Annotated in this window: 2 protein-coding genes; both read right to left on the reverse strand. The window is 58.1% G+C overall.

The genetic code is table 11. From position 1 onward, the window contains the following. Positions 1–154: 154 nt before the first annotated feature. Positions 155–754: a CDP-diacylglycerol--glycerol-3-phosphate 3-phosphatidyltransferase gene (gene pgsA, locus WMO44_RS14755; protein ID WP_349153025.1), complete on the reverse strand. Its 600-nt coding sequence runs from the start codon at positions 752–754 to the stop codon at positions 155–157. A 20-nt stretch (positions 755–774) separates the two neighbouring features. Beyond that, on the reverse strand, positions 775–2,100 hold the full coding sequence (gene rimO, locus WMO44_RS14760) for a 30S ribosomal protein S12 methylthiotransferase RimO (protein WP_349153026.1): 1,326 nt from the start codon (positions 2,098–2,100) through the stop codon (positions 775–777). Between the last annotated feature and the right edge of the window lie 353 nt (positions 2,101–2,453).

The following is a 2,453-nucleotide window of genomic DNA, read 5'->3' on the forward strand; positions in this document are numbered from 1 at the left end:
GAAATCGCTGGTGGTTTTCTGGTTCTCTTTTGACACCAAAAGAGAACATCCCCGGCTACCACCTGCTACCCCTGCAGAGGGCATTCAAAATCGTCCCACACAGTCAAAAGGCCGCTGCACGGTGAGGTGCAGCGGCCTTTGGTTTTCCACATTTTTACTTAGCGGTGTTGATAAAGCTGCGGTTATCCCACAGGTACTTGATGCCGGAGATGGCGGTCACAGCAGCCACCAGCCAGCACAGGGCGATAGAGACCACCACCACGATGGAAACACTGTCCACCGTACCGCGGTAGCTCAGGGCAGTGCCAAAGAAGTAGAAAATGATGCTCAGCATCTGCAAAACGGTCTTGACCTTGCCCCACATGTTGGCAGCGATGACCTTGCCGTCCTTGGCACCGGCGGCCACCATGCGCAGGCCGGACACTGCAAACTCGCGGGCCAGAATGATGCACAGCACCACGGGGCTGCACACGCCGTCCCGCAGCATGTAGATGAAGGCCACCGTGGTCAGCAGCTTATCGGCCAGCGGGTCGGCAAACTTGCCGAAATCCGTGACCATGTGCCACTTGCGTGCCAGATGGCCGTCCAGATAGTCGGTAAAGCTGGCAGCAGCGAACACGATACCGGCCAGCAGGTAGAAGGTAGCGTTGAAAGTACCGTCTACGATGCCGTCCAGACCGGTCAGGGACACAAAGATCATGAACACCGGCACCAGAATAATGCGGGTCAGGGTAAGTTTATTGGGCAGATTCATAGGTTTTATCCTCCAATTCGTTATTTTACGACTGTACCATACAGATCGTAAAGGTCGCTGTCCTCTACCAGCACATCATAGAACTGGCCGGGGTACAGCGGTTCCTCGCTGGAAACGCAGACGCAGCCGTCCACTTCCGGCGCATCGCCGGTGGTGCGGCAGAGGTACAGGCCGTTTTCCTCGTCGATGCCGTCACACAGAACGTGCACGGTCTGTCCCACCTTTTCAGCCTGCTTCTGCGCCATGATGCCGGTCTGAATCTGCATCACCAGCTCGGCGCGCTTGTCCTTGACTTCCTGCTCGATCTGGCCGTCCATCCGTGCTGCCACGGTGTTCTCCTCGGCAGAGTAGGCAAAGCAGCCCAGACGGTCGAACTGCACCTCCTTGACGAAGTTGCACAGATCCTCGAACTGCTCCTCGGTCTCGCCGGGGAAGCCCGCGATGAGGGTGGTGCGCAGGGTAATGCTGGGGATCTCGCGGCGCAGCTTGCCGATGACCTCCAGCAGCTCCGCGCGGGTGGAGCGGCGGTTCATGTTCTTCAGGATGGTATCGTTGCAGTGCTGGATGGGCAGGTCGAGGTAGGGCACCACCTTCTCGTTGCGCTTCATGGCGGCGATGAATTCATCGGTGATGCGCTCCGGGTAGGCGTACATGATGCGGATCCATTCCAGTCCCGGCACCTTGTTCAGCTTGTCCAGCAGCTCACAGATGCTGCCGGGCTTGCCCCAGTCCTCGCCGTAGGCGGTGGGGTCCTGCGCCACAACAATAAGCTCCTTCACGCCTTCACCGGCCAGCCAGCGGGCCTCGGCAACGCAGTCGGCCATATCGCGGCTGTGCAGCGGGCCGCGGATGCCCGGAATGGCGCAGTAGTGGCAGCGGTTGTTGCAGCCCTCGGCGATCTTTAAGTACGCATAATGGGCGGGCGTGCCGATGACGCGCTTGCCGCCCAGCGGGAAGTCCTTTTTGGCGCCGTAGCTTTCCAAGTGATCCTCGCCGTGGAACAGCCACTCCACGATGGTGTCAATGGCCTTGTTGGAGGCACAGCCTACAACGGCGTCCACCTCGGGGATCTCTTCCTCGATCTGGCTGCGGTAGCGCTCTGCAAGGCAGCCGGTAACGATGACCTTCAGGTTCGGGTTCTGCTGCTTATAAGCGCAGGCTTCCAGAATGTTTTCAATGGCCTCGGTCTTGGCGCTCTCGATAAAGCCGCAGGTGTTCACAAGGATGACATCGGCTTCGGCCAGATCGGCCACAGTCTCGTGCCCGGCAGACAGCAGGATGTGCACCATCACATCCAGATCCACCTGATTTTTCGGACAGCCAAGGGAAATACACGCAATTTTCATAAGGGATGATACTCTCTTTCTCTTTTGAGGGATGCTTTTGAATTTTTACGATTTAAGGATTTAAAATGCGCTCCGCGTTCGCTTTGCGCATCATCAGCGGAAGAATTATTTATAATTTCGCGTTTGTCGCGCTCTGCGGAGCGCTCCAAACGCTATTTTCACAGGAGGGGTCGTAACGGAAAACGGCATTTGCAGCGCCGCTTTCTACGAAAGCGCGGCGCTGCGGTTGGCGTCCTCGCCCTTACAGTCACCTTTGGTGACAACTCTCCCAAAGGGAGAGCCCTTGGCATGACGGGAAAGTTTCCGGGCGTGCCCGCTCCCCCGGGGGGAGCTGTCGCGCAGCGACTGAGGGG

It is taken from the genome of Faecalibacterium tardum (genome assembly GCF_040096515.1).
Lineage (GTDB): Bacteria > Bacillota > Clostridia > Oscillospirales > Ruminococcaceae > Faecalibacterium > Faecalibacterium tardum.